The sequence below is a fragment of the Mycobacterium sp. genome (assembly GCF_965277065.1).
Classification (GTDB): domain Bacteria; phylum Actinomycetota; class Actinomycetes; order Mycobacteriales; family Mycobacteriaceae; genus Mycobacterium.
In genome coordinates this window covers 1743312-1767605 of sequence record NZ_CBDIBT010000019.1, presented here as the reverse complement: position 1 = coordinate 1767605, position 24294 = coordinate 1743312, and the positions used below count along the sequence as shown (strand labels likewise).

Annotated in this window: 25 protein-coding genes; 15 read left to right on the top strand and 10 right to left on the bottom strand. The window is 65.0% G+C overall.

All coding sequences use genetic code 11. From position 1 onward, the window contains the following. Positions 1 to 67 precede the first annotated feature (67 nt). Genes ACQY5A_RS25855 through ACQY5A_RS25830 form a run of 6 tightly spaced genes read left to right on the top strand, consistent with a single transcriptional unit; the run spans position 68 to position 4647 of the window. A complete protein-coding gene (locus ACQY5A_RS25855; RefSeq protein WP_428343076.1) occupies positions 68 to 1537 on the top strand; it encodes an amidohydrolase family protein in 1470 nt (489 codons plus the stop codon). A 2-nt stretch (positions 1538 to 1539) separates the two neighbouring features. Continuing rightward, a complete protein-coding gene (locus ACQY5A_RS25850; RefSeq protein WP_428343075.1) occupies positions 1540 to 2160 on the top strand; it encodes an Mce protein in 621 nt (206 codons plus the stop codon). A 39-nt stretch (positions 2161 to 2199) separates the two neighbouring features. Continuing rightward, positions 2200 to 2808 carry a hypothetical protein gene (locus tag ACQY5A_RS25845; protein ID WP_428343074.1) on the top strand — a complete coding sequence of 203 codons (609 nt, stop codon included), beginning with the start codon at positions 2200 to 2202 and terminating at the stop codon, positions 2806 to 2808. A 15-nt stretch (positions 2809 to 2823) separates the two neighbouring features. Beyond that, positions 2824 to 3726, top strand: a complete 903-nt coding sequence (locus ACQY5A_RS25840; RefSeq protein ID WP_428343073.1) for an alpha/beta hydrolase-fold protein — start codon at positions 2824 to 2826, stop codon at positions 3724 to 3726. 59 nt (positions 3727 to 3785) lie between these two features. Further along, positions 3786 to 4232 carry a CAP domain-containing protein gene (locus ACQY5A_RS25835; RefSeq protein WP_428343347.1) on the top strand — a complete coding sequence of 149 codons (447 nt, stop codon included), beginning with the start codon at positions 3786 to 3788 and terminating at the stop codon, positions 4230 to 4232. Between the two features lie 58 nt (positions 4233 to 4290). Beyond that, a complete protein-coding gene (locus ACQY5A_RS25830) occupies positions 4291 to 4647 on the top strand; it encodes a DUF732 domain-containing protein (RefSeq protein ID WP_428343072.1) in 357 nt (118 codons plus the stop codon). A gap of 108 nt (positions 4648 to 4755) precedes the next feature. On the opposite strand, the gene ACQY5A_RS25825 is transcribed toward ACQY5A_RS25830, so the two are convergent. The 4 genes from ACQY5A_RS25825 to ACQY5A_RS25810 all read right to left on the bottom strand — a co-directional run bounded on the left by ACQY5A_RS25825 (position 4756) and on the right by ACQY5A_RS25810 (position 8456). Continuing rightward, positions 4756 to 6225 (bottom strand): ABC transporter permease, encoded by a 1470-nt coding sequence (locus ACQY5A_RS25825; protein WP_428343071.1) that lies wholly within the window; start codon positions 6223 to 6225, stop codon positions 4756 to 4758. After that, entirely contained in the window at positions 6191 to 6490 is a 300-nt protein-coding gene (locus ACQY5A_RS25820) for a DUF1490 family protein (protein WP_428343070.1), read from the bottom strand. The genes ACQY5A_RS25825 and ACQY5A_RS25820 overlap by 35 nt, the downstream gene beginning before the upstream one ends. A 110-nt stretch (positions 6491 to 6600) precedes the next feature. Beyond that, positions 6601 to 7239, bottom strand: coding sequence for an ABC transporter ATP-binding protein (locus ACQY5A_RS25815; RefSeq protein WP_428343069.1), 639 nt, complete (start codon positions 7237 to 7239; stop codon positions 6601 to 6603). A 560-nt stretch (positions 7240 to 7799) separates the two neighbouring features. Further along, complete coding sequence (locus tag ACQY5A_RS25810) at positions 7800 to 8456, bottom strand: TetR/AcrR family transcriptional regulator (RefSeq protein ID WP_428343068.1); 657 nt, start codon at positions 8454 to 8456, stop codon at positions 7800 to 7802. An 85-nt stretch (positions 8457 to 8541) separates the two neighbouring features. Here ACQY5A_RS25810 and ACQY5A_RS25805 point away from each other — a divergent pair, with 85 nt between their 5' ends. From ACQY5A_RS25805 to ACQY5A_RS25790, 4 genes are read left to right on the top strand one after another with little or no spacing between them, the layout of a single operon-like run. Then, positions 8542 to 10143 (top strand): MFS transporter, encoded by a 1602-nt coding sequence (locus ACQY5A_RS25805; protein ID WP_428343067.1) that lies wholly within the window; start codon positions 8542 to 8544, stop codon positions 10141 to 10143. Continuing rightward, positions 10140 to 10973: an SDR family NAD(P)-dependent oxidoreductase gene (locus ACQY5A_RS25800; RefSeq protein ID WP_428343066.1), complete on the top strand. Its 834-nt coding sequence runs from the start codon at positions 10140 to 10142 to the stop codon at positions 10971 to 10973. Before ACQY5A_RS25805 ends, ACQY5A_RS25800 begins: the two co-directional genes overlap by 4 nt. Beyond that, positions 10970 to 11395: a hypothetical protein gene (locus ACQY5A_RS25795; protein WP_428343065.1), complete on the top strand. Its 426-nt coding sequence runs from the start codon at positions 10970 to 10972 to the stop codon at positions 11393 to 11395. Before ACQY5A_RS25800 ends, ACQY5A_RS25795 begins: the two co-directional genes overlap by 4 nt. Beyond that, complete coding sequence (locus tag ACQY5A_RS25790; RefSeq protein ID WP_428343064.1) at positions 11392 to 11916, top strand: SRPBCC family protein; 525 nt, start codon at positions 11392 to 11394, stop codon at positions 11914 to 11916. The genes ACQY5A_RS25795 and ACQY5A_RS25790 overlap by 4 nt, the downstream gene beginning before the upstream one ends. Before the next feature lie 91 nt (positions 11917 to 12007). Here the strand turns inward: ACQY5A_RS25790 and ACQY5A_RS25785 are convergent, their stop codons facing one another. Next, complete coding sequence (locus ACQY5A_RS25785) at positions 12008 to 12496, bottom strand: MarR family winged helix-turn-helix transcriptional regulator (protein ID WP_428343063.1); 489 nt, start codon at positions 12494 to 12496, stop codon at positions 12008 to 12010. A 107-nt stretch (positions 12497 to 12603) separates the two neighbouring features. Here ACQY5A_RS25785 and ACQY5A_RS25780 point away from each other — a divergent pair, with 107 nt between their 5' ends. Next, entirely contained in the window at positions 12604 to 14271 is a 1668-nt protein-coding gene (locus tag ACQY5A_RS25780; protein ID WP_428343062.1) for a DHA2 family efflux MFS transporter permease subunit, read from the top strand. Then, entirely contained in the window at positions 14265 to 14906 is a 642-nt protein-coding gene (locus ACQY5A_RS25775; RefSeq protein WP_428343061.1) for an SOUL family heme-binding protein, read from the top strand. Before ACQY5A_RS25780 ends, ACQY5A_RS25775 begins: the two co-directional genes overlap by 7 nt. Before the next feature lie 240 nt (positions 14907 to 15146). Here ACQY5A_RS25775 and ACQY5A_RS25770 read toward each other — a convergent pair whose 3' ends face one another. From ACQY5A_RS25770 to ACQY5A_RS25750, 5 genes are all read right to left on the bottom strand, one after another. Further along, the gene (locus ACQY5A_RS25770; protein WP_428343060.1) at positions 15147 to 16394 is read right to left on the bottom strand and encodes an HNH endonuclease signature motif containing protein; all 1248 of its coding nucleotides are present in this window, start codon (positions 16392 to 16394) and stop codon (positions 15147 to 15149) included. A gap of 100 nt (positions 16395 to 16494) precedes the next feature. Next, positions 16495 to 17703, bottom strand: coding sequence for a PE-PPE domain-containing protein (locus tag ACQY5A_RS25765; protein ID WP_428343059.1), 1209 nt, complete (start codon positions 17701 to 17703; stop codon positions 16495 to 16497). A 301-nt stretch (positions 17704 to 18004) separates the two neighbouring features. After that, positions 18005 to 18562, bottom strand: a complete 558-nt coding sequence (locus ACQY5A_RS25760; RefSeq protein WP_428343058.1) for a tautomerase family protein — start codon at positions 18560 to 18562, stop codon at positions 18005 to 18007. 52 nt (positions 18563 to 18614) lie between these two features. Further along, positions 18615 to 19841: an acyl-CoA dehydrogenase family protein gene (locus ACQY5A_RS25755; protein ID WP_428343346.1), complete on the bottom strand. Its 1227-nt coding sequence runs from the start codon at positions 19839 to 19841 to the stop codon at positions 18615 to 18617. Positions 19842 to 19843: 2 nt separating this feature from the next. Next, the gene (locus tag ACQY5A_RS25750; RefSeq protein ID WP_428343057.1) at positions 19844 to 20458 is read right to left on the bottom strand and encodes a TetR/AcrR family transcriptional regulator; all 615 of its coding nucleotides are present in this window, start codon (positions 20456 to 20458) and stop codon (positions 19844 to 19846) included. Positions 20459 to 20733: 275 nt separating this feature from the next. On the opposite strand from ACQY5A_RS25750, the gene ACQY5A_RS25745 reads away from it, so the two are divergent. The 3 genes from ACQY5A_RS25745 (at position 20734) to ACQY5A_RS25735 (ending at position 24155) form a co-directional block, all read left to right on the top strand. Continuing rightward, a complete protein-coding gene (locus ACQY5A_RS25745) occupies positions 20734 to 21510 on the top strand; it encodes an SDR family oxidoreductase (RefSeq protein WP_428343056.1) in 777 nt (258 codons plus the stop codon). Positions 21511 to 21545: 35 nt separating this feature from the next. After that, positions 21546 to 22334: a crotonase/enoyl-CoA hydratase family protein gene (locus tag ACQY5A_RS25740; protein ID WP_428343055.1), complete on the top strand. Its 789-nt coding sequence runs from the start codon at positions 21546 to 21548 to the stop codon at positions 22332 to 22334. A 732-nt stretch (positions 22335 to 23066) separates the two neighbouring features. Further along, complete coding sequence (locus tag ACQY5A_RS25735) at positions 23067 to 24155, top strand: patatin-like phospholipase family protein (RefSeq protein WP_428343054.1); 1089 nt, start codon at positions 23067 to 23069, stop codon at positions 24153 to 24155. Positions 24156 to 24294 lie beyond the last annotated feature (139 nt).

The following is a 24294-nucleotide window of genomic DNA, read 5'->3' as shown; positions in this document are numbered from 1 at the left end:
TTGTCCTTGCTGCGCATACGCGCAACCCCTTTCAGCGCCTCGTTTTTTACGTCTTGGGTTCGTTGGCTTGGAACGGGCCAAGGACTCGAGCGCGCGGGACGTCGCGGTCGACACCGGAACCTCCCGCACGTTGCTTCTGGACGGCGGAACCGTGGTCGATCCGCGGGACGGCAGCATCGCGGCCGATGTCAGCATCCGGATACGAGACGGCCGCATTGTCGAGGTGTTCCCGCGTGGAACCGCCCGCGAGGACCGGACCACGGAACGCATCGATGCATCGGGCAGATTCATCGTGCCGGGCTACAACGACATGCATTCGCACGCATTGAACCTCGGCAACCCGTCGGGGAGCCTCGGCCTGATGCTCGCCGAGGGCGTTACCGGATTTCGCCAGATGTCGGGTTCGCCTGCCCTGCTGAAGAAACGACGCAACAACACGTTGCCGATCGGCTCGATGGCGCCAGCCCTGCTAGAGACACCCGGCACCATTCTCACACCACTCAATGCCGGATCGAGCCAGGCTGCCGCCGCTGAGATCAGGCGCCAGCAGGCCCAAGGGGCCGACTTCGTGAAGATGGTCATGGCCGACCCCGAGGTCTTCTTGGCAGCGGTCGAAGAAGCCGTCGCCGTCGGGATTCCAATTCTCGGTCACCTCCAGGAGGGTGTCGACGTCGTGGCCGCTTCACGGGCTGGATTCCGGTCCGTCGAGCATCTCGGACCGGGCTCGCCGGTATGGGCGTCCTGTTCCACCATCGACGAAGAGTTGCGCTCGGAGGCCTGCGAGCGACCGGTGATCAAGGCGCCGCCGGTCAAAATCCCTTTCCTCGAACGCATCGTGGGATGGCGGATGCAGAAGCTCCTGGTCAACCCCGCAGCATTCTCCGATCCCATCGACATTGCCCGGATTCAGCGCGCATTGGACACCTACAGCGAAGACAAAGCCGCCGCCGTGGCAGCAGAGCTCGCCGACCACGGAACCTGGCAGGTGCCAACGCTGGTTCGGCTGCGCAGCATGGAGTACGCCGGCGCGCCGGAATACGAAGCCGACGAATCGTTGGCCTACCTGCCGGCCAAGAACATCAAGAGGTGGCGCACTGTGACGGCGAAGTTCCTGACACTGCCCGCCGAGGCGCAAACGACTTACCGACACCTGTATCCACGCCAGCTGAGTCTGGCAAAGCTGTTTGCGGACAACGGTGTGCCGATGATGACCGGGACGGATGGCGGATCCATGATGGCGCCCGGGTTGACCCTGCGTCAGGAGTTTGCCGAACTGGCGAAGGCGGGTCTGTCACCGCTGAAGATCCTGCAGATGACCACCATCAACCCGGCGCGATATCTCGGCCGCGAGGACACCATGGGAACCGTCGAAGCCGGGCGCAACGCCGACCTAATCGTGCTGGACGCCAACCCCCTCGACGACGTAAAAAATCTGCACCGGATCAACGCCGTGGTCAGAGCGGGCACTCATTACTCGGCCGCGGAGCTGGCCGCGCTCAAGGTCCGCGTGCGTGCCAGCGCCGAAGACAACCGCTAGACATGGCAGACCATGATGGTGCCGCCGAAGAAACCGAATCCGTCGACGCTGCCGAGGACATCGACGGCCAGGATGTCGATGCCGAGGATGCTGAAGACGTCGCGGACGTGGACACTGAAAAGCCTGAACGACAATGGTTTTCGGGCGCCAGAGGTGTGATCGCGGCGGCCGCTGCCGCCATCGTGGCTTTGGTCGGCTTAGCGGGCTGGCTGGGATATCGCGTGCACAACGACCATCAGGCGCAGGCGCAGCGCAACCTTTACGTGCAGGTCGCGCGTCAGACCGCGATCAATCTCACCACGATCAGCTACACCGAAGTCGATGCCGACGTCAAGCGGGTCTTGGACTCGGCGACCGGCGCCTTTCACGATGAATTCCAGAACCGGTCACAACCTTTCGTCGAGGTCGTCCAAAAGATGCAATCTAAAACGGAGGGCACCATCGCCGAGGCGGGTCTGCTCTCCTCTACGAAAGACCAAGCGCAAGTGCTCGTTGCGGTAGCGGTCAAGACGTCAATGGCCGCAGCGCCAGCAGACCCAGAGCCCCGCAGATGGCGGATGCGCCTCACTGTCGACAAGACGGGGGATAGTGCCAAGGTGTCAAATGTCGAGTTTGTGCCGTGAGCAGCCGACCGGCTTTCAGTGCGCGAGAGGAAATCCGCGATGAGCGATAACGCTGACCCGTTCGCCGACGAGTCGTTAGGGGATGACGTTGCCGAGCGTGATGACGTGGCCGACGAGGCGGAGGCGGCTGACGCCGCAGACCAAGTGCCGGCTGAGAAGGATGGCCGACACTCCTGGGCTCGCTTGCTGGCTGTCGCGCTGCCAGTTATGGCGTTGGCTCTTGGCCTCGGCGTCGCTTACTTGAAATGGGTCGACGGCTCGGCCCGCGAATCCCGCACGGCGGCAGCGGAATCTGTACGGGCGGCCACCGAAAGCACCATCGCGATCCTGTCGTACAAGCCCGAAACCGTCGACCGGGAATTGAAAGCTGCCTCCGATCGGCTCACTGGCGGCTTCAGTCAGCAATACACGCAGCTCGTCAACGACGTTGTCGCTCCCGGCGCCAAACAGCAGCACATTTCGGCTGTGGCTTCGGTACCCGCCGCGGCCTCGGTATCGGCAACCGGACAGCACGCAGTGGTGCTTCTTTTCGTCGATCAGACCACCAGCATCGGCAACGACGCGCCGACACAGAGCACGTCCAGTGTGCGAGTCACTCTCGAGACGGTGCATGGTCGCTGGCTCATTTCGCAATTCGACCCGGTGTAGGTAAGTGAGGCGAAAATGAACAATCTGTCTACCCGTTTGCGGCAGTTCTGCGTCGTTGCGCTGACTGCGGGATGGTGTGTGGTCACCGCGATGTCGAGTTCTGCGGGCACCACGAAGGCGGCGGCATTCGAGAGCTTGTTGGTGCCGTCGGCGTCGATGGGCCGCGATATTCCGGTGGCTTTCTCAGCCGGTGGGCCGCACGCGGCGTATCTGCTCGACGGGTTCAACGCCGCACCGGATGTGAGCAACTGGGTGACCGCTGGCGGTGGATTCAACACGCTTGCCGGCAAGGGGATTTCGGTAGTGGCACCGGCCGGCGGGGCCGACAGCATGTACACCGATTGGGAGCAGGACGGCAGCAAGCAATGGGAGACGTTCCTGTCCAGTGAGCTGCCGAACTGGTTGGCCGCCAACAAAGGTTTGGCGCCTGGTGGGCACGGTGTCGTCGGCGTCTCGCAAGGCGGGTATGCGGCGGCGGCGCTGGTGACCTTCCACCCGGATCGATTCCGTTATGCCGGAGCGCTGTCGGGGTTTCTTGCTCCCGAACGCACCGGGGTGGACGGGGCGATCACCGCGGCGCTCCGGCAGGGCGGCGCCGACAGTGACCACATGTGGGGCCCGCCGCAGCTGGGGCGCTGGAAGTGGCATTCGCCAAACCAGAACATCCAGCAGCTCGTCGACAACAACGCCCGGCTCTGGGTCTACAGCCCGGGCAGCGGAGCCCCGACCGACCAGGGCGCAATGGCCGGCTACGGCGACATCTCGCAAGGCACCAACGCGACGTTCTACTCGCACTACAGAGATGTCGGCGGCAACAACGGCCACTTCGACCTGGGCCGAGGCGGAGGCAACGACTGGCCGACATGGGGCCGACAGCTCGGCGCAATGTCCGGCGATCTCGCCGCAAACATCCACTAGCAACTCCACAACGATGAGATGCCATGACTGACAGGGATATTCGCGGACGCGTATTGACGATGACAATACCGGTCATCGCGATCATCACCGCGCCGATTGCTCACGCCGACAACTTGCGGCTCAACAACGGCATCGTCGTCAACGTCGACACCATCAAGAGGCAAGCCGGCTGTACCACCAACCTCAAGATCAACCCGCAGCTGCAATTCGCCGCGCAGCGCCACACGATTGACGTACTCAACAATCGTGGCCTCGATGGCGACATCGGATCAGACGGGTCGACCGTGCAGGACCGCACCCGCGGTGCCGGCTACACCGGCGTGGTCGCCGAAACGGTGGCCATCAACCATTCGTTGGCCATCAATGACCTCGACATCATGGGAAACTGGTACTACCGGCCCGACTACCTGGCGATCATGTCGAATTGCGCCAACACTCAGATCGGCGTCTGGTCGGAGAACAGCTTCGACCGCAGCGTTCTCGTTGCGGTGTATGGGCAACCGTGATGACCCCGAGACTTTATAACTCCGCTTTCGAAAACGTTGGCACCGTGAGGAGAGTCCGTTGCAGCGTGGAATCTGGTTAGCCGTCATCATTCTCGCCGCCACGCACGGCGCCGACGTCCCGGCGGCACATGCAGTACCGGCGCCCGATGTGGAATTCATCTATGACATCACCGTGCGCCGGCAATACAGTTTCGCGAACTCGGCCGATGCGATCGACTACGCCCACGGCATCTGCGACAAGATCAGCCGCGGCGCCAGTTACGCCCAAGTCATGGGTGATGTGAAAACCGATGTGCGACCCAACGACGAATACGCCGCCAACTACCTGATCTCGAATGCAGTGAACATCTATTGCCCTGCCCAGCTCTGGCAGTTGCGCAACTCAGCGGGCGGCTATGTGCCGCCACCACAGTGAACTATTGACCGGACACGATGTGCTGCAACAACGTTCGGGTCGCAGAAGCCCGCTTGCGGTGGTCGATGGTCGGCTCGAGAAGCTGTGACGGTCGAGATTCGGTGCCGGTCAACTCGGCTCGTCCGGCCGGTTCACCTGAATCAGGCGTTGCGCGTCGTCGAACAGCGACTCTTCTGCGACCCGGACAGCTACCAGCGCGGCCAGCGCGGTAGCGGCCAGCTGCATATACATCACCACGATCTGGTAGCGAATCGCGGTGAGCGGACTTATCCCGGCCAGGATGAGTCCGGTCATGGCACCGGGCAGGCTGATCAGGCCGACGACCTTCGTGGAGTCGATTGCCGGAATCAACGCGGTGCGCAGGGCAGAGCGTTGGAGCGGGAGGATCGCTTGCCGTCCGGATTGGCCGAGAGATAGCCGGGCTTCGATGGCTGGCCGCGATTGGCGAACGTCGTCGTCGAGCCGCCGCAAAGCGCTCCCGGCGGCCAGCATGGCGGAGGAGACGATCATGCCGCCGACCGGAACAATCACGCGGGTCTCGGCAGCGATAACCCGTCCGGTCAACAGAGTGAAGAGCGTGAAGACGGTGCTGGTGGCAACTCCGCTGGTGGCGGCGACCCTGGCCTGGGGTAGCCCCGCACCGCGGCGGCCGGCGACCTGCCCGGCAATCACGACCATCCCCGTCACCCAGCCGGCGGCGCCGAGCAGACTCGTCCGCTGGAACAAGATGCGGAGGAGTGCGCCGGCCGTGACTAGCTGCACTGCGGCGCGTGCGGCGGCGACGACGATTTCCCGGGTGAGACCCAGCCGCCGCCGATAGGCGACCGCTCCCGCTACCGAGACCAAGATCAGCGATACGACGACCCCGCTCCAGCTCGGTACGGCCAGCGCCGATGTGGCCATCACGGCAAGGGGTGATGAGGGCCGCCGGACCCGTACGCGACGAGATCGTCCTGCTTGAGGACTGATAACCGCCGCCCACCCTTGTAGCGAGTGAACGCCGAAGCCGGTCAATCTGACCACCACCAGACCCAGCGGCAGGGCCAGCCACATCCACCGCGAGTGGGTGCGAATACCGCCGCGCTTGACAGCCTTACTCCACGACGGCTGGGGGGCGGCAGTTGGCGCGAGGTCATAGCCGATCCGGCCCAGCGCGGCACGCAGTCGCTCGATCTCCGGTGCAGGCTCTAACGTGTCACCGCGCGGAAACAATAGTGCTTGCGCAAGCCCGCCGATGAACGTGCTCGGCAAGCGGCCGCCGCGGGAAACCGGGGAGTGTGCAGAACGCGCGCCCGCCGATGCGGCAGGGACGTGCTCCACACTCGCGATCGCTGACAGGACGGCCGCGGTGTCGCAGTCTCCGGGCGCATACCAAACCACCACAGATGCGGTACGCGGATACGCCTGCACCGCACGCACACCGTTCACCCCGGCGACCAGCTCCTCGATCGCGACGGCTCGGGCCGCGTCGTGACGAAACCCGACAGCGTGCACACGCATCCGTCCGGCCGCAGCCGACACAACAGTCGGTCTGACGCCGGCATCAGTGCACAGCATCATCACTCTCCGCGGGGTCATGTCCTGAGGGAGTCGCCGGCGGTGGAGTTTCGTCTCCGATGCGCTCCGCGGCCTCGGCGACCACGTCGGCGACCGCCAGTCGAGCCCGTGCGGCGCTTCCCTCAGCCTCCCGCGCAACGCGAAGACCCCAGGCCGTAACCGAAACAGATGCTGCTCGCAGCGGCTTCTTCTCCGCCACTTTGCGTAGCCCCTCGTACGCGATCATTCCGACCACGCCGGTAACCACTGTGGGCGCTGCTTTTGCCAAGACCCCTTGCCACACCATCGCGACCACTCCTTCTCATCGTTTGCCAAATCATTTCCCGTGCACAGCTGCTGGCGCCGCTTCATCAAGACCGCGCTCCCGGCACTCGACGCCGCCGGTCGCAAATGACGTCATGAGGCCGCAGAGATATCGAGACCGCCAGGGGACCCGCACGCGACGAGATGCCCGTGGTCAAGGACGAAGACCTGCGCGGCGACGCTTTCGATGAGACTGTGGTCGTGGCTGACGAGGACCACGGTTCCGCCCGCGCTCACATAGTCGGCTACCAACGCGCCGATGACCTCGGCCGAGGCCCCGTCCAGCGCCGAAGTCGGCTCGTCAAGCAGCAGCGTGTTCGGTTCCACGGCCAACGCCCGCGCCAGACACAGCCGTTGCACCTCCCCGCCGGACAGCTCCGCGGTCGCGCGCTCAGTGAACGACGGCTCCAGCCCCACGCGCGCCAACAACTCGGCCACCCCGGCCTCAGGCAAGGTGTCGCGGCCGACGCGGACCTCGTCGATGACTCGGTCGGTCAGCAACACCGGGGACTGCGCGACCAGACCGACACGTTGCCGCAACGCCAGGACGTCCAGTTCGGCAATGGGCACACCGTCGAGGGTGATACCTCCGGCCGTGGGTTCGGCGAGCCGGTTCAGTAGCCGCAGCAGAGTCGATTTTCCGGCCCCGCTGGCCCCCGTCACGGCGGTGCAGCGCCCTGCCGGAATGCTCGCGCTGATCTGCGCCAACAGCGTAGCCGGGCCGCGGGTCACCCTTACCTGATCGAGGCGGAAACCTGCCGAGCGCAAAGGTCCTTCAGCGCAAAGATGCACCGCCGAAACTGTTGTGCCGCTGCGTATTTGCGCACCAGAAGAACACGAATTGCCATCCTCATGATCTTGCGTGCTCTCCATGAAGCTCCAGCATAGGCATGACGCGCTGAGAGACCGCTGAGATGCTCAGTCCAGGCGTTGGAGACTACAGCCGTCCTGACGACCGAGAGAGCGCTCATCGTTTCCGGCAATGTAGAGCGATAATTTTCGCGTTTCTCGTGACAAAGCTATTGATTAGGCCAGATTTCGTAGATTCTTCGCACACAGTCCGGGGACGAATCGCGTGATTAGGCGGCGCGAGCGCCTTCATATGTGCTGACGAAGCGCCGCGTCCACCCGTTGCTTGCAGACGATCGTTGTTGATCGCGCCCGTTCCCCGGTACGCCAACTGACTGGTGGTCAATCGAGTGCGCGTCACGGTGCCTACCGCTTCCGGTTGTGATCGCGGTGCGCCGAATGACTCTCTGCTGAAAGCGATTAGTGAAAGACCGCGGGTTTGGTCAGCGTGTTCCGGCTTCGACGACGTCGAGCAGCCGATCGATCGCGCGGCGTCGATCGCGCTCGTCGAGGCCTCGGAATGGTCCGTGCAGCAGCAGTACAGCAAGGCCGTGGACGGCGGACAGCGCTGCGACGTCGGTGAACTCGCGTTTGTCAGGGTCCAGGGCCCCAGTGGCCACCATGTCGTCGAGGGTGTGGACCAACAGCTGATAAGGCCCCGGTCGCTGGCCGCCGTGGTGTTGGTGCTGTGCTTTGTTCATCGGGTCGACGGATGAGGTGTCGGCCATGAATACCGTGGCGAACAGCCCCGGCTCGGTGAGCGCGAAGTCCAGGTAAGCCGCACCGGTGGCCCGGAACCGGGCTCGCGCAGCTTCCCTGGCATCGGCGTGCGGTTGAGCGGTCATTGCCTGCTCCATCGCCCGCGTCATGGCCTGCGCTATTAGGTCGGTGGCATAGCCGCTGATCGCGACCAGGAGCGCGTCCCGGTCGGCGTAGTGACGGTAGGCCGCGGAGTTGCTGACGCCTGCTCGGCGCTGCACGTCGCGCAGCGATACCGCCTCAGGGCCACCGACGCGGGCCAGTTCTATGCCCTCGGCCAGCAGCGTCTCGCGCAGGTCGCGACGGTGATAGCTCCGGTCGGCCGCCGCTCGTCCCGCCATCGCCCAACTCCTGATGTTGACACTGCTAACTATTGCTGCGATTGTAGATGTTTACACTGCTAACTACGAAGCTGAGGCGACCGGCATGTTGCTACCCATCGATTCCGCTCCGACCATGGCGCGCACCGCCGAGCCGGCTTCGACGCCCGCTGTCCACGGACGGCACCGTGCGCGGCGCCCGGTCCTGGTGCTGGTGGTGGTGCTGCTGGCGGCGTTGGCGATCAATGTCGAGACCACGATCGTCAACGTCGCGCTGCCGACGCTGAACACCACGCTGGGCTCTTCGACCCGGGACTTGCAGTGGATCGTGGATGCCTACAACCTGGCCTTCGCCGCTTTGGTGCTGGCCGGCGGCACGATCGGGGACCGGTTCGGGCGCCGCGGCATTCTGGTCGGCGGGCTGATGCTGTTCGCGGGCACCAGTGTGGCTGCCGCGGTGTGCACCGCGACTGGGCCGCTGGTCGCGGCCCGCTTCGCCATGGGTGCCTCCGCAGCACTGATCTATCCGACCACGCTGGCGATCATCACCACCACCTTCCCCGACACCCGCCACCGGGCCGCGGCGATCGGGGCGTGGGGCGCGGTCAGCGGGCTAGGCGTGGCGATCGGCCCGATCCTGGGCGGCGCCCTGCTGCAGTCATTCTGGTGGGGCAGTCTGTTTTTGGCGCTGGCGCCGGCCGCGCTGGTCGCCGCGATCGCCGCCTGGCGGGTGGTGCCGGCCACCCGTGACCCGGATCGCCCGCGGCTGGACCGTGGCGGGTTGGTGTTATCGGTGCTGTTCCTGGGCGCGCTGGTCTACACGATCATCGAAGCACCTGAGCGGGGCTGGCTTTCGGTACCGACTCTGGGCGGGTTCACCTTGGCCGCTGCTGCGTTGGCGGTGTTCGTCGTGACCGAGCGGCGCCGCACCGACCCGCTGATCGACGTCGGCTTGTTCGCCAACCTGCGGTTCACCGCGGCCAGCGGCGCGGTCACCGTCGCGTTCTTCGCGCTGTTCGGGTTCATCTTTCTGATCACCCAATTCATGCAGGAACTCCAAGGCTTCGACCCGCTGGGCACCGGCGTCCGGATCCTGCCGGTGGCGTTGTCGATAGCGGCCGGATCGGTGATCGGGACCCGGGTGGCGATCGCCCGGTTCGGCACTAAACGCGTCGTCACGCTGGGACTGCTGATGCTGGCCGCTGCGTTCGCCTGGTCGACGACCCTGGTCGCCAGTGTGAGCTACCTGGAGATGGCCGGCCAGATGGTTCTGCTGGGCGGCGGCCTGGGGCTGACGACCGCCCCGGCCACCGACGCGATCATGGGGGTGGTGCGCCCCGAGCAGGCCGGCGCCGGATCAGCAGTCAACGACGCGACCCGCCTGATCGGCGGCACCCTTGGCGTGGCGGTGCTGGGCAGCATCTACTCCACCCTCTATCTGCGTCACCTCGACGCCAGCACCGCGCTGGCTCAAATGCCCCCACCCGCTCAAGGCCTCGCCCGCGAAGGACTCGCCCAAGGCCTGGCCGTCGCCGCCCACGCCCCCACCGGCCCGGCCGCGGCGATCCGCGCCAGCGTGGCCGACGGGTTTTTGTCCGGATTGCATGCCGGCTGTCTGACTGCGGCGATCATCTGTGTCCTGGGCGCCGCCGTGGTCGCCGTCGCCCTGCCCGCACACCCAAGCACCACCGTGAAAGGCACACCATGAACTCCACCCCCACCCAGCGGATCGCCGTCGTCACCGGCACCACCCACGGCATCGGCGCCGCCCTCGAACACCGGCTACTTGACGCGGGCTGGCAGCTGATCACGATCAACCGCAGCGCCGCCCCGCACCGTGATGGCGTCCAACGGATTACCGCAGACCTGGCCGACCCCGCCAGCACCTATGAGGCGGTCGCGGGGGTTCGCGAGACTGACCGCTTCATCGATCTGTTGATCAACAACGCCGGCGTCCTGCTACCCGAACACCACTACACCGCAACAGGATTCGAACACCACTACACCGTCAACACGCTGGCCCCCTACCTGCTCACCACCGGGCTCAAGGACCGGCTCACCGCCGGCAGCACCGTGATCACCGTCTCGTCGTTCGCGCTGTTCCGCGCCGGGCCACTCGACCTCGACACCCTGATCCGGCCCACCGGGTCGGTCCGCAAACTGTTCGGCATCTACGCCCACTCCAAACTCGCCACCTCGATGACGACCGCCGCGCTGGCCGCCGACTACGCCGCAGCCGGGATCACGCTACGCAGCATCGACCCCGGACCCACCCGCAGCAACATGACCGCCGGCTCAGGTCTACCGATCTACCTACGGCCCTGGCGACCGTTCTTCTCCTCAGCCGATAAGGCCGCCGCCAGCATCCTCCGCGCCGCCGACGACAAACCCGGCGATGCCGGCCACACCTACCTCACCAGCAAGCTGACCCCCAAAGCCCTACCCGACCACGCCCGCGACCCCCACCGCCAGCAGCTGCTCCTCGACCGGCTGGAGCACGACCGCCGCAGCCTCAGCCAGCACCCCCACCGATCATGACCGAATTCCTGCACAACAACCAGGCGATCGACCCCGGCCACGTCTACACCGTGTCGATCACCCATTTCCGCATCCGAAAAGCCTGGCGCGCAGCAGGATTCTTCCGCGCCATCCGACCCGTCCTGACCCAGATCAACAGCACCGACGCAATGAGCGCCTACGGAATCCGCACCCGCCCATGGCGACTCGACTTCTGGACCTACAGCGCCTTCCACGACCCCGCCGCGCTCGCCCGCTTCCTCACCACCGGCCCACACGGCGACGTGATGAGACACTTCCACGGCCGCCTCGGCCCACTGCAGACCCGACAACTCCAGCTGACCGGCAACCAGCTCCCCGAATCCTGGCACGACGCAGCACATCTGCTGTCACACCCGTCGACCCCCGCCGAGAATCCACGGTTCTCGACGAACAGCTCATGACGCCGCCAGCCAAACAGCGCACCGTCACCCACCTCATCGGTGCGGCCCCCGCTGATGTCTACGCCGCAGTGACCGACGTCGTCGCCACCGCCGCCCACTCCGAGGAACTCGTCGCCGTCGCCTGGACGCGCCGCCAATTCCCCGACCGTGTCACGATCGGGGACCAGTTCACGTCCGATAACAGTGTTGCCGGCATGTCCTGGACTGCGACATCGACGGTGACCGCCGCCGAGCCAGGCCGGCGTTTCGCCTTCGCCGTCAGCGGCCCCGAACACCCCACCGCCACTTGGACCTTCGAGCTATCACGATCCGCGTGGGTCGGGCTGACCGAGGTCATTTACACAGTCGAACTCGGTGATGGTCCATCGATGCTGGACACCGTCGCCAACGGTGACCCCATCCGCCGGGCCGCCGCCGAAACGCGCCGACTCGACAGTCTCGCTCGCGACATGGCCGGGCTGCTCGACGAACTCGACAGCCACTCAGCCGAACCCGGCGCTGAGTTCAATGCGCCCACATGATTACTAGCCAAGAAACACGATGTGAACCCCTTCGTGCGGTGCCCATTCCAACCACCCGAATGCGTACGGAGAATCGCCCCCCCGCGTGACCTCAGCGGCCAAAGTCACCCGTGTCGAGGTGGTCGTTCATCGTGGTGTGCAGTTCCGCGATCAAATTCTGGAACTGCTGCACGACCTCGGGGGGGTAGCGCGTCATCACGGTGTCGAGGCGCCGGGCCAGAGGGCCGAAAAATTGCTCAGCGCATCGATGGACGTGCGGGCCAGTGCGCAGCGTGACCAGTCGGCGATCGTGGTGCTCGCGAGAGCGCACGATGTGGCCGACACGCTCGAGACGATTGAGCAAGGTCGCGGTGGCTCCGCTGGTCAAGGCGATTCGTGCAGCCAACCGCGCAGGTGTCAGCGGCTCGCCGCGTTGTTCGGCGTTGACGATCTCCACCAACGCGTCGGCGTCGGTGGAATGTAGGCCCATCCACGTCGCGAAGGCGCGTCCGTAACGGTTGTAGGTGGCGCCGTAGTCGCGCAGCTCTTCGACCAGTCGGCGGCGACGTTCGGCGACCGCCGCAACCTTTTTGTTGTCCATCTGCGTTGCTTTCCCGTACGAACCCGCATAGCTTCACAATGAAGTTACTTCACCACGGAGGCATTGTGTTGCGTTTGTCGTTGTCGACGAGACGTTGGCTTGGCTTGGTGATCATCGCGCTCGGTGTCGCACTGATCGTGGTGGACACCACCATCGTCAACGTCATCATTCCGTCAATTGTGCGCGACCTGTCGGTGGATTCCACCCAAACACAGTGGATCCAGGAGTCCTACGCGATCATTTTCGCGGCCCTGCTGCTGCTGGTCGGCCGCGTCAGCGACATATTCGGGGCGCGTCGCATCTTCGTGGTCGGCGTGGTGGTGTTCGGCGCATCGAGTCTGCTCGCCGCGCTGGCCCCCAGCGGCGGGCTGTTGATCGGTGCCCGCTTCCTACAGGGTATTGGCGGCGCGGTGGTCCTGCCGACGTCACTGGCGCTGCTGAACACCATGTTCACCGGTAAGGCGCGTGGGAAGGCGTTTGCCGTATGGGGTTCGACGATCGGCGCCGCATCGGCGCTGGGTCCACTGCTGGGCGGTTGGCTTGCCGAACACCTGTCGTGGCGGTGGGCGTTCGGCGTCAACATCCCATTGTCCGTGGTGATCCTCGCGGGTGCGGCGGTGTTCTTGGATAGGTCCCCACGTCGCCGCGGCGGGCTCGACGTCGTCGGTGCGACACTGTCGGTAACCGGACTTGGCCTGCTTGCTTTCGGCCTGATCGAGGGCCGTACCTATGGTTGGGTGATTACCACCGCGCCGCTGTGTTTGCGCGGATTATCCTGGACCGCAACAACTTCACCGGTATTCGTCGCGCTGATCGTTGCGGTGGGGGCGCTGGCCGGGTTCGCCGTGCGGCAAGCCGCGTTGACGCGGAACGACGACCCGGTCACTGAGCCTCTGATGAATTTGCGGTTGTTTGCCATCCCTTCCTTTCGGGGCGGCAACGTGGCCACGTTGATCATCGGCATCGGCGAATTCGGCATCATCGCCGTGCTTCCGCTATGGCTGCAGTTCACCGTGGGCTACACCGCTGTACAGGCGGGTCTTGCGCTGCTACCCGTCGCGGTGGGCAGCGTCGTCGCCAGCGGCGCGAGTTTCAGCGTCGCCGCCGCCGCGTCCCCGCTGGCGCTGGTCCGCGTCGGGCTCGGGCTCGAAGCTCTCGGGCTGGCGGCACTAGGCGCGCTGGCCTCCACGGACACGCCGTGGTGGCACATCGCGCTGGTCCTGTTTGTCTACGGGACCGGCGTAGGGTTCGCCACCGCGCAGGTCACCAACGTGGTACTCGACGACATTCCCGATGAGGTGTCCGGGCAAGGCTCGGGTATTCAAAGCACCTTCCGTCAACTTGGCTCAGCGCTGGGCATCGCGATCTTGACGACCGTCTTCTTTTCGATCCTGGGCGCGGCCTTGTACGACAACCTGACCTCGTCGGGCACACCCGCGGGCCAGGCCGACCGGTTCAGCCGCGCCGTCACCGCCAGCGCCGGCGCGGCGATCCGACCGTTAAGCGACCAGCCCGCAACAGCATTGGTGGGCCGCGCAGCCAAAGACGCAATGACACAAGGACTGTCGTTAGCCAGCTACGTCGCCGCCGGTTTCTTGGTCATCGGCTTGGTCGCCACCGGCTGGATCTCGACTCGGCCCACGACCCATACAGCCGCGACACTCGTGACTCAGCGAGCCGAAGCGACCACGTCAGCGATCAGTCTGCGAGGCGGGACCGAAGAGCCCCAATATGCCGTCGAAGGCGGCGAAAGCGAGAGGAGCGGGACATGCTGAAGGTGATAGCTGGCCTAGCGAAACAACTTGTGGAAACGGGCGGTTCAATCGTTGGTGTTCGTCAAGGGACCGAGGAGCCGGAACACACCGTCGAGCGGGCGGGTCCGGGCCTCGAGATCCGCCACTACGGCCCGCGGATCGCTGCAGAAACGACCGTCGTCGCCCACGAAGTAGCCGCGCGTAGCCAAGGATTCCGGCGTCTGGCAGGTTACATCTTTGGCGGTAATCACGCCGACACAAAGATTGCGATGACGGCGCCGGTTGTGCAGCAGGACAACGCTGTTCGCGGTCAGAAGATCTCGATGACCGCACCGGTCTCCGAAAGCGCTGGTAACAATGGCGAATGGGTGATCCGGTTCTTTATGCCGGCACGGGAATCATTAACGTCATTGCCCCAACCCAACAATCGGGCGGTGCGGCTCGTGACCGTGCCGGCCGAGACCATCGCTGTGCGCCGGTTTTCCGGCAGCACCAGCGCCCGTGCGGTCGCATCCCAGACTGCCGAGCTGGTGCGAACTTTACGCGAAACGGGCCTCGAACCCACCGGTGCGCCGGCCGCGTGGTTCTATGACCCGCCGTGGACGATTCCGATGTTGCGCCGCAATAAGATTGCCATTCCCATCGAAACTCATTGACACGCGATTGTTGCTCGACATTGATCGCCACCGCCGCTCGGACATTGGGATCAGGGCGAGAATACTTAAGATTCGAATTCGGCGAAACATGTTTCGAGTAGGCCCGACGCGACTTGGCTTAATCTGGATGAGGGCGGGGGCACGATCCGGTAGCGGCGGGTGTCGCGAACGAATTTCGCTGTGCCTCAGCGCGTTTGGGCTTAGGCAGGGCGCCGGTGGTGACCGGCTCCGATAGCAGATCTAATTCTGTGGTGGTGGTGGTTGGGGTTGGAAGGGGTCGTACCACCACCAGTGGGCGCGTTCGCCGGTAGGTCCTGGGCAGGGCGCCACCTTGGGTGGGGGTTGGGTTGGTGGGCGCGCCAGCGATCCCGGGCTCAATGGTCGGTCGGCGTTGTCGGTGACGATGAGCGCGTCTGCGGGTCCGGTGATGGTGATGACCCCGCGATGGTGCAACCGGTGATGATGAGGGCATAGCAGCACCAGGTTGGCCAACTCGGTGGGGCCGCCGTCTTCCCAGTGCCGGAGGTGATGGGCGTGCAGACCACGGGTGGCATCACAGCCAGGAACCGCGCACATGCGGTCGCGATGTTCCAGTGCGCGGCGCAGCCGCCGGTTGATCAGCCGGGTCGCCCGGCCGGCCCCGATGACCTGGCCGTGTCGTTCGAACCAGACTTCACACGTGGCATCACAGGTCAGGTAGCGGCGTTCGGCCTCGGGCAGCAGCGGACCCAGATGCAGTGCCGCAGCGCGCTGCTCAACGTCGAGGTGCACCACCACGGTGGTGTGCTGCCCGTGTGGGCGCCGCGTGGCCTCGGCGTCCCAGCCAGCCTCGACCAGGCGCATAAACGCCTCGGCGGCGCCCGGCAACGGGGCCCGCTGATCGGGGGCGTCCGCGCCACCGCCGTGATCGTGCTTCCACTCGGCGATCAGCGCATCACGATGAGACGCCAAGGCGGCGTCGAACTTCGCGGCGTCATGGTGGCCAAGGGTGATCCGATAGCAGCTGCCCCGCTCGGTGCTGGTCGTGGTGATCGAGCGCTCGGGCTCTGGCCGAGGTTCGGGTTCGGGGCGCGGTTCTAGCTTGACCGCGGTGCGCAGCTGATTGACCGTGGCGCAGGCCGCCAGCTGCGCATAGTGCTCATCAGACCCCGCACCGGCCCGCGCCGCAATGACCCCGACCTGATCCAGCGACAGTCGGCCCTCCCGCATGCCTTGGGCGCAGCGCGGGAACTCCCGCAGCCGGCGCGCCACGGTGGTGATCGCGTGGGCGTTTCCCGAGGACCAGCCCAGCTTCCAGGCCACCAACGCCGCCACCGACCGCGCGCCCGTAGCCCCGCAGAGCTCGTCGCGATCCAGCTCGGCGACGATCTCCACGATCCGCCCATCAATCGCATTGCGCTGGCCCGCCAACTCCGCCAACTCCTCGAACAACACCTCCACACGCTCAGCAGGGCTCACCACCACCGGAGGCGATGCGGTCAACGACATAACGACATCATCGCAGCCAGGTCCGACAAGATTCGGCGGGCGATCCACGCCCAGGTGTTGCCGTCTCTAAGCGGCACAGCCTCATTGGCTGCCGTGGAGCTCAAGACATGGCGGTGAACGCTTGAAGCAGCTCGGTGATGCCCTGTACGGCTTCGGACAGCGTCGGGTGTGGCGTGTCGAGGAAGCCGTAGAGGTACCCCGCCTCGGCGACCGCAGACAACGACGGATTATCAACCAGGGAGGTGATTTGGTACGTGTCCGGGTTGCCCAAGTCGGCGATGAAGTCACTGACGCCTTGCTGCAGACCGTTACCTAAAGCGGTGGAAAGATCGCCGAGATTCAGGTCAGTCGGAAACAATCCGGAAGCGCTGACGAGGTCGGCATCTCCCGATGCCCACCCCTGGTCGATACTGCCGTAGCCGAGGTCCACCAGAATTTTGGTATCGGGTTCGAGCAGGTCATATAGGGGCTGTCCGATGATCGGGATCAACCGCAACGGATCCAGTAACGGCAGGCTTTCGGCCGGAATGATGTAGTAGTTGACCATGGTGTCGGCCGCCGTCGTCGGCAGTTGAACAGCACCGCTGATCTGCTCGGGCGTGAGGCTCAGATAAGTGCCGTGCTCGTAGATGAAGCCCAACGCAGCGTTGAGGTCTGAGAGCAGGTTGAGCGGATACTTCGGGAAATCGGCGACCCCGTCGTATTCATGGGTGTAGACGTCCGTCGGGTAGAGATCGTTCGGCGTCGCGACGTTGGCCATGAGATATTGCGGGGAAAGGTCGCCGGTCGCTACCTCCGAGCCTCCGGCAGGGTTGTCCGGATCGCCGATCAACACGAAGTGCACATCACGGCTGGGCACTCCCTGACCGGCAAGCTCACGCATCACGGCCGAGGAGATCGAGGCGCTCTGCGAGTAGCCGAACACCACCGCGGGATTTTGCGCGCTCAGTTCTCCGTTGTTGAACTCTTGCAGAATCGTGGAGTCGAGAATCTGCTCGCCCCGCGTCTCCGACGTGGGGCTTACATCCTCGGGGGTGAATAACGACTGCAGGGTGCCGTCGAATCCACGCGGGTGCAGATACAGTGTGTCAGCGGCATCGAGGTAAAGCGGGCTTGGTTGCGGAATACTGGTGCCGCCCATCAACAATGCCGTGCCATCGCCGAGCGGCGAATCCGCTGCGTCATTGCTGGCAAGTCGGATGGCAGTCGACAGCACCGTGGGTAGCTGCGGAAGTGGCGGCAGTGAGTCGGCGATCAAGCCGGCGACCGCGATGACAGCAACACCACGAAGGCACCCCAAAATGCTCACATCAGCACCTTAGTTTCCCTGAAACGAAGCTGAGGATAGTACGGCCTATTCTGTCAAACGGCTGGAAGCCGATACTTTCGCAGCGGCAAGGGTTCGCCGGTGACCGGGCTACCCGGACGTGTCCATTGCATCGATAGTTGGTGACTCGGCGAATATGCACTCAGTGCACTCGAATTGGAGCGATCCCACTTTCTCTCAAACGAACGGTGCTCATCCGAGAGGCGAGGTTCGGTCGCCGATCTTGTCGATCGTTTCCATACATGCTGCCGGACGGGCAATTCCGCGTGGACGCGCGGCGGGATCAGTAGCGATCGAGCGCGCGGCCCGAGGTCTTTTCGGGGAAGTTGCCGGCGTGAAGGGAACGGTCCTTGGCGGCGAAGTAGGCCCGGGGAAATTCGAGCACTGGATGCTCGGCGGGGTGGCCGGCACGCTTGGCGATTCGGAACAGACCCGACGTTCGACCGCCCGCAGCCATGTGACCCTCGGGCCATTCGAATACCTGAACCCAGACCGACGCGGTGGCCCCTTGCGCGTCGTCGGCGCCGGTGATTCGGGCGATCGCCTGGTTGGTGGCGTGATGCGCCTGCGAGATGCGGTCTTGGTCGAGCAGTCCTTCGGGTACGTAGATCTCGACAAGGAATAATCCACTTTCGGATACGTGGGTTCCGTCGTTGAGGCCGCCGACGAACCAATCATCGGCCGGGATTTCACGGAAGCGCACCCAGCTGGCGGCCCGGCCGAAGGGTGTGTCGCCGCCGCCTTCGATCTCGAGGAGGACCTTGGTCAGTTCTTCGGCGAGGTCTGCCTTCTGCGGTGCGGAAAGCCGACCGGCCAGGTGTTCAACGGTGACCATGGGCATGGCGGTTACTCCTCGTCCCGGATGAGCGGATCTGGTTGTATGGCAGTGTGATTCATTCGATGCGCATCCCAGAGACGGCACGACTGATGATCAGACGCTGTATTTCGCTGGTGCCTTCGTAGATGGTGAAGATCTTGGCGTCGCGGGCCCAGCGTTCGACGGGGTAGTCGCGGGTGTAGCCGTTGCCGCCGAGTATCTGGATGGCCTGTTCGGTGGTACGGACGGCCACCTCAGAGGCTTTCAGTTTCGCCATGCTGCCTTCGGCGTTGACCAAGGGGATGCCGCGGGCGAGTTGGTGCGAGGCCCGCCATGCCAGCAACCGGGCGGCGTCGATCTCAGTAGCCATATCGGCGAGCATGAAGGCGATGCCCTGGTTGGCAATGATGGGCCGGCCGAACTGCACGCGGGTTTTGGCGTAGTCCAGGGCGTATTCGTAGGCGGCGCGGGCCACTCCGACGGCCATGGCGGCGATCGAGGGGCGGGTCGCTTCGAAGGCGGCCATGGCCGCGGGAACCCGGACCTTGCGGCGCTCACGCGCCGCGGCCAGACGCGCGTCGAGGGCGTCCTTGCCGCCCAGGACGAGATCGGCTGGGATTCGGACGTTCTCGAGCAGAACCTCGGCGGTGTGCGAGGCGCGCAGACCGTGTTTCGAGAATTTCTGGCCTTGACTCAGCCCGGGGGTGCCGGGCGGGACGAGGAACAGGGCGTGTCCGCGGGCACCGAGGTCCCGGTCCACGGTGGCGTTGATGACGTGGACACCGGCGATGCCGCCGTTGGTTGCCCAGGTCTTGATGCCGTTGAGCATCCAGTCTCCGCTGGCCTCGTCGAATCGGGCGTGGGTTCGGATGTTGGCGGCGTCGCTGCCCGCGTCGGGTTCGCTCGCGCACAGTGCCGCGACGGCAGGCTGCTCGACGGTGCCGAAGAACTCCGGCGTCCAGGTCCGGACTTGGTCGGGGGTGCCGGCTCGCATCAGCGCAGCCAGTGGCAGGAAGGTGCCCAGCAGCGCTTGGCCCATCCCGCCGTCACCCCAGAAAATCTCCTCGGCGACCACCGGAAGCATCAGCCCGGACGGGTCGGTGAAGGCTTGCAGGGCGAATTCGGGGGTGTACAGCCCGGCTTTGGCCGCGTCCTGAATGACGGGCCACGGCGTTTCCTCACGGGCGTCGTACTCGGCGGCGACGGGCCGAATGTATTTTGCCGCGAAGTCGTGCGCCCAGGTGCGAACGTCGGCGACATCCGACGGCAGGTCGAACAGAGACGAGGAATTGTCAATCATCATGGTCACGGTCGGGTTTCCTTCTCAAAATCGTTGCGGGCCATCAGCTTTTCGATGTCGATCAGCAACTCCAGTCCGCGCACGACGTCGTCCAACGGTGCGGTATTGCGGCGAACGCGGCACAGCACCACCGCACCCTCCACCGCGGCGACGACCATGGTGGCCATCCGATCGGCACCCGAGGCGGTCAGGCCATCGCGAACGAGCGCCATGCGCATCGCGCTACACCAGCGTTCGAAGATGTCGCCGGCTTGATCCGCCAGCTGAGCACCGCCCTGATCGGCGTTGCTCACCGCGACCGACACCACTGGACATCCGGCGGTGTAGTCGCTGTCGCGCAGGATCTCTGTCCAGAACGCGCTGAACTCGCGCAGCGCCGGGTTGGGCCCTGCCTCGGCCACCCTCTCGATCAGGGCGGCAATAGCGTCACCGGCGAAATCCAAAGCCTCGCTGAGGATTTCGCGCCGACCACCGGGAAAGTGATGGTAGATGGATCCGCGCGGGGCACCGCTGCGGGTCAGGACGGCATCGAGCGTCACCGCGTCAGCGCCGCGCTCCCGCAACACTTCCACGGCGCTGACCACCATGTCGCGCCGGGTGTCGCGCCCCACTCGTGCCACCTGATCACCTCGCGTGTTTTTCGACGACGCCCGCGGCCGTCTTAAAGCATTATTACACCCTTCATAATTGTTTGGTCAAACCGACCGAACCGGTGGAAGCCCAGAATGATGCTATGCGGTCAAATCCGTTGGCCTGCAGCACGTCTTGTCAACAGACGCCTGCTAACGCGGGGACTTTCGCTGGTTTTTCTATGAAGACTTGCATAGTAACGCCTTATCGTGCTTGCATATGTCACGGCGAGGACAGGACCCAACGAACAGTCGAGGTGAACGAAGTGGTTGGTGATCCGTTCCGATTGGACGGCAAGGTCGCGGTGGTGACCGGCGGGGGTCGCGGCATCGGTCTGATGATCGCGCGGGGACTCTTGGCGGCCGGAGCCCGCGTGTATCTCTGCAGTCGCAAGGCCGCCGAGCTCGACGCCGCAGTCGAGGCGCTCGCAGGGGTGGGACCCGTCCAGTCGATACCCGCCGATCTCGGTACCCGCAGCGGCATCGACTCGTTGGCAGCACAGCTGTCACGCCGCGAGAACGCCGTCCATGCGCTGTTCAACAACGCCGGAGCAAACTGGGGTGCACCGTTCGCCGATTTTCCCGAGTCGGCATTCGACAAGGTATTCGCAATCAACGTCAAAGGTGTCTTCCTGCTGACCCGCGCTTTGGTGCCGCTGCTCACGGCGGGCGCCAGCGACGACGATCCCGCCCGCGTCGTCAACACCGGAAGCGTCGACGGCCTGCGGGCCCCGTTGTCGGGAATGAACAACTTCTCCTACAGCGCCAGCAAGGCCGCAGTCCACATGCTCACCCGCCACCTCGCCGGCGAGCTCGCCCCCCGGATCCTGGTCAATGTGATCGCACCGGGCTTATTCGAATCCAAGATGACCGCCACGCTGTTGTCGGCCGGATCCGAGGCCGTCGGGGCGCAGTTGCCGCTGGGCCGCATCGGAAGACCCGACGACATCGCCGGCATCGCCACCTTCCTGGCCAGCCCCGCCAGCGCCTACATCACCGGCGCCGTCATCCCCGTCGACGGCGGACTCAGCACCACCCGATAACGCTTCATCCAGAGCCCACCGAAAGCGAGAACGCCATGGCAACCGCGGCCACCATCACCGTCGAACGCGACGGACACGTCCTGCTCATGGGACTCAACCGGCCTGAGAAGCGCAACGCGTTCACCACGACCATGCTCGCCGAGCTGTCGCAGGCCTACGCCATCCTGGAGAATGACGACGACCTGCGCGCCGGAGTCCTGTTCGGTCACGGCGACCACTTCACCGGCGGCCTGGACATGCTCGACGTCGCCCCAGCCCTGGTCTCCGGGACCAGTACCTTCCCCGAGGATGGCCTCGATCCGTGGCGGCTCGACTACAACTGGACCAAACCGGTCATCGCCGCCGCGCAGGGCTGGTGCATGACGCTGGGTATCGAGCTTCTGCTCGCCGCCGACATCCGCATCGCCGCGACCAACACCCGGTTCAGTCAACTGGAGATCAAACGCGGGATCTACCCCTTCGGCGGAGCGACTCTGCGGTTCTGGCGCGAAGCCGGCTGGGGCAACGCGATGCGCTGGATCCTCACCGGCGACGAGTTCGACGCCGCCGAAGCCTTCCGCATCGGCCTGATTCAGCAGATCGCCACCGACGGTGACGATGCCCTCAAACGTGCCACCGCCTTGGCCGCCGCCATCGCCGAGGACTCCGCGCCGCTCGGGGTCAGAACACTATTGGCGTCTGCGCACCGCAGCCGCGACCAGGGCAATCCAGCCGCCGCCGCCACCCTGGTATCCGACGTCACCGCGCTTTTCGCAACGGCCGACGGCGCAGAAGGCATCCAATCCTTCGCCGAACGACGCAAAGCCAACTTCACCGGTCACTGACCCGGCGAAAAACCTTTTGCCGCGGGATGTTTCAGCCGAACGTTGTGTTGATCGCCTCGGCGATCCGGTCGGGTGCCGAGCGCTCCCGGCGAACAGTCCGCCTGTCCGCGTCACCACATCAGCGGCGTGCCGACCGGGTCGTCGGGGTCTACGGTGGAGTGCTCGCTCGCATCGGGTGCGGCGCGATAGTGTTGTGGCCGAACAGAATCAGGCGAAGCGGTAACCTCGGCGCTGTCGACGAGGTGCAGGTGTCGGCGCGCTGGTGGGCGGCGTCGTTTGCATGACACAGTTGTCTCCTCGAGGTCGATGGGTGACGTGATGGCGACCGGCGCGGCGCCGGGGTGAGCTGTCGGTGACGTTATGGCAGCTGCGAACCTTCGGCACGAGTAGTCAGCTACCTGTCTTCGCGCGGCCGCCGCGGCAGCACCTGCGGGCCGAGGCTCCATGAGTCCAGGTTTTATCTTGTCGCGATTGTGGGCGGGTGGCTGCCGCACCTATGAAGTGGGGACCCGGTGTCGTGGGTGGCGATGACACCACCTGATGGCGCTGCTGCCTCGAGACCACCCCTCGTCAGGTGTGCCACGGACTACGCGGATCCGCCTGTCACCTAGGGCCAGCCAACCAGGACCCGCAGCCCGGCGCGGAAAGCGCCATTCGCTGGACAGCGGCCGGACCTTGGGCCTGTACTTATGTCACATTTTCACTAGTGACTGGGAATTCGCGGAGGCAGGGATGACAACGGCGGGCGGCCAGGCGGGCCAGAGTATGACACTGGAAGAGCGAGCGGAGGCCGGGCCGGGCGCGGATCTCGTTCTCGAGGGCGGGGGAGTGAAGGGGATCGGCCTAGTCGGGGCCGTCCTGACCCTGCATGAGGCCGGCGTTGTTTTTCCCCGGATCGGGGGCACGTCGGCCGGCGCTATCGTGGCCGCCCTTATCGCCGCATATCAGGTCAGGAAAGTCCCGCTTACTCAGCTTCAGACGGATATGGCCGAGCTGGACTACACCCGGTTCATGCAGAAGACCTGGGCCGAGAAGCATCTGGGCCTGATCGGGAACGCGACCGCGCTGGTCAACCACCAGGGCCTGTACGCCAGTTCCTACGTCCAGGAGTGGCTGACTTCGAAGCTTGAACCGCTGGGTATCCGCACTTTCGCCGACCTCAAGATCACCGGAGACGACGGCACCGCCCTAGCCCCGTACCAGCGCTACCGGCTGGTCACCCACACCTCGGACCTGACCCGCGGCACCCTGGCCCGGCTGCCCTGGGACCTGCCTTACTACCTGCTGAGCACCAAGGATCAGCGTGATCCGGCCCGGCAGATTGCGGTCATCGACAGCTACCCGATCGTGGACGCGGTCCGCGCGTCGATGTCAATCCCGTTCTTCTTCCAGCCCTTCGAGCAAAAGACGGCCCTGGGCGCCTGCACCTGGGTCGACGGCGGTCTGCTGCAGAATTTCCCGGTGACCGTATTCGACCGGACCGACGACCGGCCTAACCGGTGGCCGACGTTCGGGATCAAGCTCTCGTCGCGTCCGGGTCTGAACACACCGGACGTGCCGGTGCGGGGCGACCTCGGTGAGGTCGTCTCGATTGCGCACACGGCCATGGGGGAGTGGAACCGCTACCCGCTGGCAGATGAGGGCGTCGGCGCCCGGACGGTGTTCGTGGACACGATGGGCATCGCCAGCACTGATTTCGGGCTGACCACCGACCAGCGTGACAAGCTGTTCGCCAATGGTCAGACCGCGGCGGAAAAGTTCCTGACCGACTGGGCCAAAGCTCACCCGACGGTCGCGACCGTCGGCGATGGCGAGCGCTGAGGCCATCGCTCGTACTTGACCGTTACTCCATATCGCGGCTCGGCAGGACCCCGACTCAGACACGGTTGGTTGCCGCGACTCGAGCCGCCCCAGCACGCCGCCAAAACGAGCGGATGCGAGCGCCGTGCGGGCACCGCAG

Excerpts from the sequence above, each read along its gene's own strand:
- ACQY5A_RS25850 (WP_428343075.1), top strand. The coding sequence starts at position 1,540 with ATGGCAGACCATGATGGTGCCGCCGAAGAAACCGAATCCGTCGACGCT.
- ACQY5A_RS25845 (WP_428343074.1), top strand. The coding sequence starts at position 2,200 with ATGAGCGATAACGCTGACCCGTTCGCCGACGAGTCGTTAGGGGATGAC.
- ACQY5A_RS25840 (WP_428343073.1), top strand. The coding sequence starts at position 2,824 with ATGAACAATCTGTCTACCCGTTTGCGGCAGTTCTGCGTCGTTGCGCTG.
- ACQY5A_RS25835 (WP_428343347.1), top strand. The coding sequence starts at position 3,786 with ATGACAATACCGGTCATCGCGATCATCACCGCGCCGATTGCTCACGCC.
- ACQY5A_RS25825 (WP_428343071.1), bottom strand. The coding sequence starts at position 6,225 with ATGACCCCGCGGAGAGTGATGATGCTGTGCACTGATGCCGGCGTCAGA.
- ACQY5A_RS25820 (WP_428343070.1), bottom strand. The coding sequence starts at position 6,490 with ATGGTGTGGCAAGGGGTCTTGGCAAAAGCAGCGCCCACAGTGGTTACC.
- ACQY5A_RS25810 (WP_428343068.1), bottom strand. The coding sequence starts at position 8,456 with ATGGCGGGACGAGCGGCGGCCGACCGGAGCTATCACCGTCGCGACCTG.
- ACQY5A_RS25805 (WP_428343067.1), top strand. The coding sequence starts at position 8,542 with ATGTTGCTACCCATCGATTCCGCTCCGACCATGGCGCGCACCGCCGAG.
- ACQY5A_RS25800 (WP_428343066.1), top strand. The coding sequence starts at position 10,140 with ATGAACTCCACCCCCACCCAGCGGATCGCCGTCGTCACCGGCACCACC.
- ACQY5A_RS25795 (WP_428343065.1), top strand. The coding sequence starts at position 10,970 with ATGACCGAATTCCTGCACAACAACCAGGCGATCGACCCCGGCCACGTC.
- ACQY5A_RS25790 (WP_428343064.1), top strand. The coding sequence starts at position 11,392 with ATGACGCCGCCAGCCAAACAGCGCACCGTCACCCACCTCATCGGTGCG.
- ACQY5A_RS25785 (WP_428343063.1), bottom strand. The coding sequence starts at position 12,496 with ATGGACAACAAAAAGGTTGCGGCGGTCGCCGAACGTCGCCGCCGACTG.
- ACQY5A_RS25775 (WP_428343061.1), top strand. The coding sequence starts at position 14,265 with ATGCTGAAGGTGATAGCTGGCCTAGCGAAACAACTTGTGGAAACGGGC.
- ACQY5A_RS25770 (WP_428343060.1), bottom strand. The coding sequence starts at position 16,394 with ATGTCGTTGACCGCATCGCCTCCGGTGGTGGTGAGCCCTGCTGAGCGT.
- ACQY5A_RS25760 (WP_428343058.1), bottom strand. The coding sequence starts at position 18,562 with ATGCCCATGGTCACCGTTGAACACCTGGCCGGTCGGCTTTCCGCACCG.
- ACQY5A_RS25755 (WP_428343346.1), bottom strand. The coding sequence starts at position 19,841 with ATGATGATTGACAATTCCTCGTCTCTGTTCGACCTGCCGTCGGATGTC.
- ACQY5A_RS25740 (WP_428343055.1), top strand. The coding sequence starts at position 21,546 with ATGGCAACCGCGGCCACCATCACCGTCGAACGCGACGGACACGTCCTG.
- ACQY5A_RS25735 (WP_428343054.1), top strand. The coding sequence starts at position 23,067 with ATGACAACGGCGGGCGGCCAGGCGGGCCAGAGTATGACACTGGAAGAG.